The organism is Rhodoluna sp., from assembly GCF_044232805.1.
Classification (GTDB): Bacteria; Actinomycetota; Actinomycetes; order Actinomycetales; family Microbacteriaceae; genus Rhodoluna.
The window spans coordinates 41,429-48,884 of record NZ_JBIILG010000006.1; the positions used below are offsets into that span (position 1 = coordinate 41,429).

General features: G+C 49.6%; 7 protein-coding genes and 1 pseudogene. All 8 read right to left on the minus strand.

The window, feature by feature from the left end; all coding sequences use genetic code 11:
* Positions 1 to 15: 15 nt before the first annotated feature.
* On the minus strand, positions 16 to 2,280 hold the full coding sequence (locus tag AC9UES_RS02000; protein WP_509526253.1) for an ATP-dependent helicase: 2,265 nt from the start codon (positions 2,278 to 2,280) through the stop codon (positions 16 to 18).
* 12 nt (positions 2,281 to 2,292) lie between these two features.
* A complete protein-coding gene (locus AC9UES_RS02005; protein WP_509526256.1) occupies positions 2,293 to 3,207 on the minus strand; it encodes a glycerophosphodiester phosphodiesterase family protein in 915 nt (304 codons plus the stop codon).
* 4 nt (positions 3,208 to 3,211) lie between these two features.
* The gene (guaA, locus tag AC9UES_RS02010; protein WP_509526269.1) at positions 3,212 to 4,789 is read right to left on the minus strand and encodes a glutamine-hydrolyzing GMP synthase; all 1,578 of its coding nucleotides are present in this window, start codon (positions 4,787 to 4,789) and stop codon (positions 3,212 to 3,214) included.
* The gene (locus AC9UES_RS02015) at positions 4,764 to 5,228 is read right to left on the minus strand and encodes a DUF3817 domain-containing protein (RefSeq protein ID WP_509526259.1); all 465 of its coding nucleotides are present in this window, start codon (positions 5,226 to 5,228) and stop codon (positions 4,764 to 4,766) included. Before AC9UES_RS02015 ends, guaA begins: the two co-directional genes overlap by 26 nt.
* Positions 5,229 to 5,237: 9 nt before the next feature.
* Entirely contained in the window at positions 5,238 to 6,284 is a 1,047-nt protein-coding gene (locus tag AC9UES_RS02020; RefSeq protein WP_509526262.1) for a zinc-dependent dehydrogenase, read from the minus strand.
* A 13-nt stretch (positions 6,285 to 6,297) separates the two neighbouring features.
* A complete protein-coding gene (locus tag AC9UES_RS02025; RefSeq protein WP_509526264.1) occupies positions 6,298 to 6,705 on the minus strand; it encodes a PTS mannitol transporter subunit IIA in 408 nt (135 codons plus the stop codon).
* Between the two features lie 10 nt (positions 6,706 to 6,715).
* The gene (locus AC9UES_RS02030) at positions 6,716 to 7,030 is read right to left on the minus strand and encodes a PTS lactose transporter subunit IIB (protein ID WP_509523219.1); all 315 of its coding nucleotides are present in this window, start codon (positions 7,028 to 7,030) and stop codon (positions 6,716 to 6,718) included.
* 6 nt (positions 7,031 to 7,036) lie between these two features.
* Positions 7,037 to 7,456: pseudogene (locus AC9UES_RS02035) on the minus strand (PTS mannose transporter subunit IIA); the annotation flags it as partial.

Below are 7,456 nucleotides of genomic sequence, written 5' to 3' on the forward strand. Positions count from 1 at the left end.
GCCCAAACCCCAAGTTTAGAGCTTTTCGATGGGAGCTATCTTTACCACGAGTGATTTAGTGGCACCGGAATCAAAATTCACCTGAGCTACCTGCCTAGCTCCTTCACCTCTTAGTTCAGTGACCACACCTTGGCCATAATCCTGGTGCTGGATTCGATCTCCAATTTCTAGCTGAAGCGAGCCGTTATCGCGCACCTGCGTTATGGCTCCGGCAATCTCAGTTCTGGCCTTGGGTGGTGTCGCACTTGGCGCCATACCGCGATAACCTCCGGTTATCGTCCCCGCCGAAGCTCTTGTAGCCCCTTCCGATTGGATGAGCTCGATAGGAATGTCTCCCAAGAAACTACTTGGCAAGAAGGCAGTAGTTGAACCAAACAGAGTGCGCTGCAAAGCAGAGCTTAGGTAAAGCTTCTGCTTGGCACGAGTCATACCCACATATAGAAGTCTTCTTTCCTCTGCGACTCCCCCCGGCTCATCAAAGGATCGAACATGCGGCAAAGTTCCTTGCTCAAGACCTACCAAGAAAATCACGTCATACTCCAAGCCCTTAGCGGTGTGAAGAGTCATCAAAGAAATGCTTCCCGAGTCATCGTCAATCTCATCGGCGGCAGCAGCAAGAGCAATGTCCGCGAGATACTCAGCGATTGTTGCCTCTGGATACTGTCTTTGATATTCAGATACCTGTCCAATCAGAGCGTCTAGGTTATCGACCCTGGCTTCGTCTTGCGGGTCACGACTGTCTTCCAGATTCGCACGGTAGCCAGAAAGATTTAGCACTGCCGATAAAACATCGGCAATCTTTGCCTCGACGCTCATGGCATCCAGATCATTCAGTAGCTTTGAAAAACTGTTGAGTGCCGCTGTTAGCTTTGGCCCCAGACCGAGTGAATCAGTTTTCAAAAGTGCTTGTCGAAATGAGCTTTCATCTCTTCTGGCAAGCTCAGCAATTTTCAATTCGGTTTTTTCACCGATCCCCCTGGAAGGCTCGTTTAGAATTCTTCTTACCGCTTCATCGTTTCGAGGGTTTGCAATTGCGGTCAAATAAGCAAGCGCGTCTTTGATCTCCTTGCGCTCGTAGAACTTGAGTCCACCGATAACCATGTATGGAACCCTCTGGCTTTTGAGCTCAGCTTCCAAAGACGGCGAGAGTGCGTTAGTTCGGTACAGCACAGCCATATCTCGATATGCAGTTCCTTGTTTGCGTAAGTCTTGAATCTGATCGACGATGTAAGCGGCTTCGCCTCTTTCATCTAGCCCAGTAAATGAAACGATCTTTTCGCCATCCCCCGCATCGCTCCAGAGATTCTTTTCTGGTCGATCAAAGTTCTTGGAAATGACGGCGTTCGCGGCAGAAAGAATATTCTGGGTGGAACGATAGTTTTGCTCCAGCAGAATCGTTTTCGAACCAGGAAAGTCCTTGGCAAACTCAGCGATGTTTCGCATATCTGCGCCCCGGAAGGCATAGATCGACTGGTCCGAGTCGCCCACCACGGTGATAGCCGATGGTCCGGCAAGCTCGCCGGTATTGGGGTCGGGCTCGTTGTGTAGGTCAGCTATTGGCTTGGTGAGCTCTCGAATCAGCGAGTACTGGGCGTGGTTGGTGTCTTGGTATTCGTCAATCAGGACGTGCCTAAAGCGCCTTTGGTACTGAGCCGCGATATCTGGAAAGGATCGAAACAGATACACGGTCTCGGCAATTAGATCATCAAAATCAAAGGCGTTGTTTTTGCGAAGGGCTGCCTGGTACTGAGAGAAGATTTCAGCAATCGCGCGATCTTTGGGGTTTGAAGAGTCAATCAACGAATAGAAATCGTCGGCGTCTTTGAGTTCATTCTTGGCGTTAGATATTCTGGCTGCAACTGTTTGTGGCTTGAGTCCTTCGATGTCACTTCCTGATTCGCGAATCAGCCGCTTGATGAGGGCTTTGGTGTCTCCGGTGTCATAGACAGAGAAATTGGAGTCGTGACCGAGCCTGCTGGCCTCTCTTCGAAGAATCTGCAGACAAGCGGAGTGAAACGTTTTGATCCACATTCCATCTGCCACGTTGCCAAGAAGTGAGTGAACTCGCTCCTTCATTTCATTGGCAGCTTTATTGGTAAAGGTGATGGCAAGAATTTGCGAAGGCCAAGCTTCTTTATTGGCAAGAAGATGCGCTATCCGGTGTGTTAAAACTTTGGTTTTTCCAGAGCCTGCTCCGGCAACAATCAGCAGTGCTGGTCCACGGTCTGTGACAGCCGCCACCTGCTGAGCATTGAGACCCTCGAGCAGATTTAGATTCATGACCGCCTAAGCCTAAGCCAGACCATCGACAATTTGACGAAGCAGGTCAGGCTGATCAACGAATATGCCTTCCAGACCGGTTTCAGCTACCTTGCCAAAATACTCATCGACACTTGCGGTTGCGTCCTCGGCTCGAAGGGTCCAGCCGTAAATCATCAAACCGGCAGCTTTCGCCTCATCAATTAGGCCGTTGTCAATTGTGTGATTACCAGTTGCATCAAGGTCCAATGCCAGCGCTAGATCTACGCTGATGCCATCAAAGCGCGCAGCAAGTGATTGCATAAACTCACGAGATATGCGAGGTGACCCCTTTGGGAGCCTGTCCAGCTCAGTCAAAAAGACATACTTCTTATCTGGCCCACAGGCATCTTTGAGATGCTCCAGCATCTTTTCATCGAAGGTTTCGATAACAATCGAGATTCCGCGCTCTTTCCAGTCTGAGCTAGCTAGCTTGCTGGCCAGGATTGTGGCCATGTTGACGCCATTTTTCATAAAGTACATGCCGTGCTTGATTTCAATAACCAGTGTCTTTTTATTCATAAATGAGCAGGCCAAAAGATCATCAATAGTTGGAATCAAGAACTGACCGTCAAATTTGGCGCTGCCTGGCCGAGTCTCTGGCAAGCGTTCAATGGCTCGAAGTTCCGAAAGCTGCGCAAGATTGTAATCCTCGCTGAACCAGCCAGTTTCAGTCAGACCATCTGAGTAACCAGTTGACTGGGTTCCCTGAAACTTTGCTACCGAAGCTACGTTGGTTGTTCCGTTTAGCCAGTTCTCGTGACGAAGTATTAGCTCACCGTCTTTGGTTGGAACTAGATCGCACTCCACTCCGTCAGAGCCCTGTTGGATGGCAAGTTCAAAAGCCTCAATTGTGTTTTCAGGTCTATAACCGCTGGCACCACGATGACCAAAAACTAGCGGCTTCAAGAAACTACTCCCACTCGATGGTGCCAGGAGGTTTTGAAGTCACATCGAGAACCACGCGGTTAACACCTTCAACCTCGTTGGTGATTCGATTCGAAATTCTTGCCAACAGGTCGTAGGGAACCCGGGTCCAGTCTGCAGTCATCGCATCTTCACTCGAAACTGGTCGCAAAACTATCGGATGACCATAACTTCTGCCATCGCCTTGCACTCCAACCGATCGAACATCGGCGAGCAAAACAACTGGGCACTGCCAAATCTCATTGTCTAACCCAGCAGCAGTTAGCTCGCTTCGAACAATCGCATCGGCTTTGCGAAGTAGGTCAAGGCGTTCGCGTGTGACCTCGCCAACAATTCGAATGCCAAGGCCAGGTCCTGGGAAAGGCTGTCTTTGAACAATTGGCTCTGGAAGTCCTAGCTGCCTACCTATTTCACGCACTTCGTCTTTAAACAATGTTCTAAGTGGTTCAACGAGTTCAAACTTCAAATCCTCTGGAAGACCGCCCACGTTGTGGTGGGATTTGATACCGGCGGTAGCACCGCCGCCAGATTCAACCACATCTGGATACAAAGTCCCTTGAACCAAGAACTTGATCTCTTCGTTGGCACTACTTGCCTCTTTCATCAGGTCTACTTGAGCTTCTTCAAAAGCTCGAATGAACTCGCGGCCAATGATCTTTCTCTTGGTCTCTGGGTCAGTTACTCCGCTTAGAGCTGCTAGGAATCTCTGCTCGGCATTTACGGTCACAAGTCTGATACCTGTTGCTGCAACGTAGTCGCGCTCGACCTGTTCGGCTTCACCATCGCGAAGTAGACCGTGATCGACGAACACCGCTACCAACTGATCGCCTACTGCCTTATGAACTAGGGCCGCTGCAACCGCAGAATCTACTCCACCAGATAGCCCACAAATTACTTGACCGGAGCCGACCTGTTTTTTGATCTTCTCCACTTGCTCGGCTATAACGTTGCCTGAATTCCAGTCCGGTGTGATGCCAGCTGCTTTGTGTAAGAAGTTTTCTACAACGTTCTGACCAAAATCCGAGTGCTTCACTTCTGGGTGCCACTGCACTCCATAAATCTTCTTGGCTGATGAAGCAAAGGCGGCCACCGGCGTGGTGTCTGTCGATGCCAGCACCTCAAAGCCGGTTGGGGCTTTAACAACCTGATCGCCGTGGCTCATCCAGCAAATTTGCGAATCAGGTTGACCGGCAAGTATTTCTCCAGCTGAAGAAACTTTCAAGTTTGTGGCGCCATACTCGCGCTTGCCGGTTTTATCTACTTGGCCGCCAAGCAATTGCGCCAATTTTTGAAAGCCATAGCAAATGCCCAAAATAGGAATTCCAAGTTCAAGAATCTTGGCGTCAAGATTCGGCGACCCTGGTTCGTAGACACTTGAAGGACCACCAGACAAAATAATTGCCAATGGGTTTTTGGCTTGAATCTCGGCGGCAGTTACGTTGTGGTGAACTATCTCGGAATACACACCGGCTTCACGAACTCGCCTGGCTATTAGCTGGGCATATTGGGCACCAAAATCAACAACCAGAACCGGGCGACTAATTTTTTGCTCCCAAGAGTGAATCAGCAATTTCCTTTTCGGCTAGTTTCGCGTAGTACTTCTCGGTGTAGAAGGAAAGAAATGGAACCACGCCACCTGCGGCAATAATCAAAAAGCGAATGAAACTCCAACGCATGAGAGTCCACACTCTGAAATCGGCAAATAGGTACAACACATACAACCAGCCGTGGACTACCAAGATGCCAACCGTGAGGCTAAGGCCAGTTTCTGGCATACCTTCACCCTCGTTGAGATATGGCTCGGCCGTTAGCAATCCATTTGGTCCCAAGATCCAAAGGTCATAGCCAATCAAGCTGCCAAACGAGACTACCTCTAGTCTTCGAAGGGCCCAGGTGGCCATAAGAAGAAGTAAGAAGAAGCCGGTGATAAAGGACGAAACCTTATAAAGCTTTAGAGCAGACCGAATTGCTGGCACCTGAAGGTGGTGGATTGGTCTAGACATACCCCAAGTTTACTTGCTTGGGAGCACCACTACTTTGATGGCTTCTCCGCTTAGGACCGCCTCAATTCCTTTGACCACATCACTAAGACCCACTCGTGTGGTGATTAGATCAGCCACCTTCACTTTGCCGGAAGCAATTAGTTCAAGGGCCTGTCGGTTGTGTGAAGGGCTAGAACCATTAGCGCCCATGAGCATTAGCTCTTTGTAGTGAACTAGGTTCGAGTCAACTTGAATCATCGGCTTATCTTTTGGTAGTCCTCCGAAAAAGCTAATTCTTCCACCGGGCCTGGCCATTTCAATGGCCTGCTCTTGAGCTTGACCAGAAGGGGCAGCGGTGATTATTACGCTTGGTCCCTTGCCATCAGTTTCAGCCTTGATGATTTCAGCTAAGTCTTCGGTGGACATGTCGATTGCACGATCTGGCTTTACAACATCAGCCGAAAGCTTGAGTCTTGATCCGTTGATGTCAGCCAAGAAAACTTTCTTGGCACCGAGTGCTCTAGCGAGTCGAACATGCAGGCAGCCAATTGGTCCAGCACCCATGACTAAAACTTCATCACCTGGGCCAACTCGAACAAGTTCCTGAGCATTCAATACGCAGGCCAGAGGTTCAACTACCGATGCTTCTTCGTAGGTAACGCTGTCAGGAATATGGTTTAGGCCATCAACCCGAATGACCTCATCAGGAACAATCATAAATTCAGCAAATCCGCCCGGAAACTGATACCCCATGGAAAGTTGATTGGGGCAAATTGTCATCTTGTCTGCTAGACAGGCCCAGCACTTGCCACAAGGAATTGCGGCAATCACTTGAACACGGTCGCCAACCTTCACGGAAGTTACTTCACTACCAACTTCAACAACTTCACCAGCAATTTCGTGGCCGATGATTTGTGGTGGTTCTAGGCGCGGATGCCCATGATTAAAAATTTTGGCGTCAGTGCCACAGGTGGCACAGGCGTGAATGCGAAGCTTTACTTCCTTGGATCCAGCAGTTGGCTCTTCTACCTGCTCAACCTTGAGATCCTGCGGTCCCCGGTAAATTGCTGCCTTCACTTCAATTGCCTTTCTAAGCGTTTATTAAATCCAGTATTTCTTGCTCGGAAGCGGAGTTCATGAGTGTGCTGTATGAGCTCTCATCGAGCAGTTTGTCTGCAAGGTTTCCAAGCAGCTCACCGTGTTCATCCCCTTTGGCAGCTATGCCGATACAGAGCTTTACCTTCTCGCCTTCCCAGTCCACAGGATTTGCAAATCTCACAAATACCAACTGGGTAAAGTTCACATACTTTCTTGAGTCATCCGTGCCATGGGGCAGAGCAACTGCTTCTCCCATGTAGGAAGAAATGATCTTTTCTCTGGCTACCATCGCGTCCAGATACTCAGGGCCAACGGCACCGAGTTCTTGTAAGACCGATCCGCACAGGCGCACGGCCTCCTCTTGCGAGGAGGCCGTGGCGTCTATACGGATTCCGGCCAAAGCAAGAAGGCTACTCATCTGAAATGAGTTCGCCCTCCATTATTGCGTTGACTACACTCTGGATCCTTGGGTCACCCAGGAACATGTCGAACACCACAACAGGGGTGTTTGGCATTGCCTGTTTGGCCCGCTGACCCAATCCTCGATGACACAAAACCAAATCTGGGTTTTCGTCTTCGAGTTGATTTACGGGTGAGTGAGTCACGACTACGTCATGTTCTTTAAGTGCCTTGGCCAATTGCTTGGCAATCATGACACTCGAGCCCATGCCGGCTTCGCAAGCGATTACTAATCGCTTGACTTTAGCTCCGGAAATTGAAGTCATGGCTAATTAGCCGTTCTTCATCTTCTTGGACTTAGCCTGTGCTCCAGCTAGGTCTGCGTAGTCATCCTGCTTGCCAGTTTTTAGCAATACCCAACCAACAGCAAATGATGCTGCTGTTGCAAGGGTGATTCCCAAAATTACTCCCAGGTGGTTTCCCGGAGGGGTAACTGCTAGCCAAGCGAAGATTGAACCTGGTGATGGTGTTGCTACCAGTCCAGCTCCAGTAACCATGAATGTTCCCACTCCAGTAGCACCACCAGCGATAGCTGCCAAAATCATCTTTGGCTTTAGTAGTACGTAAGGGAAGTAGATCTCGTGGATTCCACCAAGGAAGTGGATAACGATTGAACCAGGAACTGATCCGCGAAGAACCTGAGGACCTGCAAGCCAGAAAGCTAGCAAGATTCCAAGTCCAGGACCAGGGTT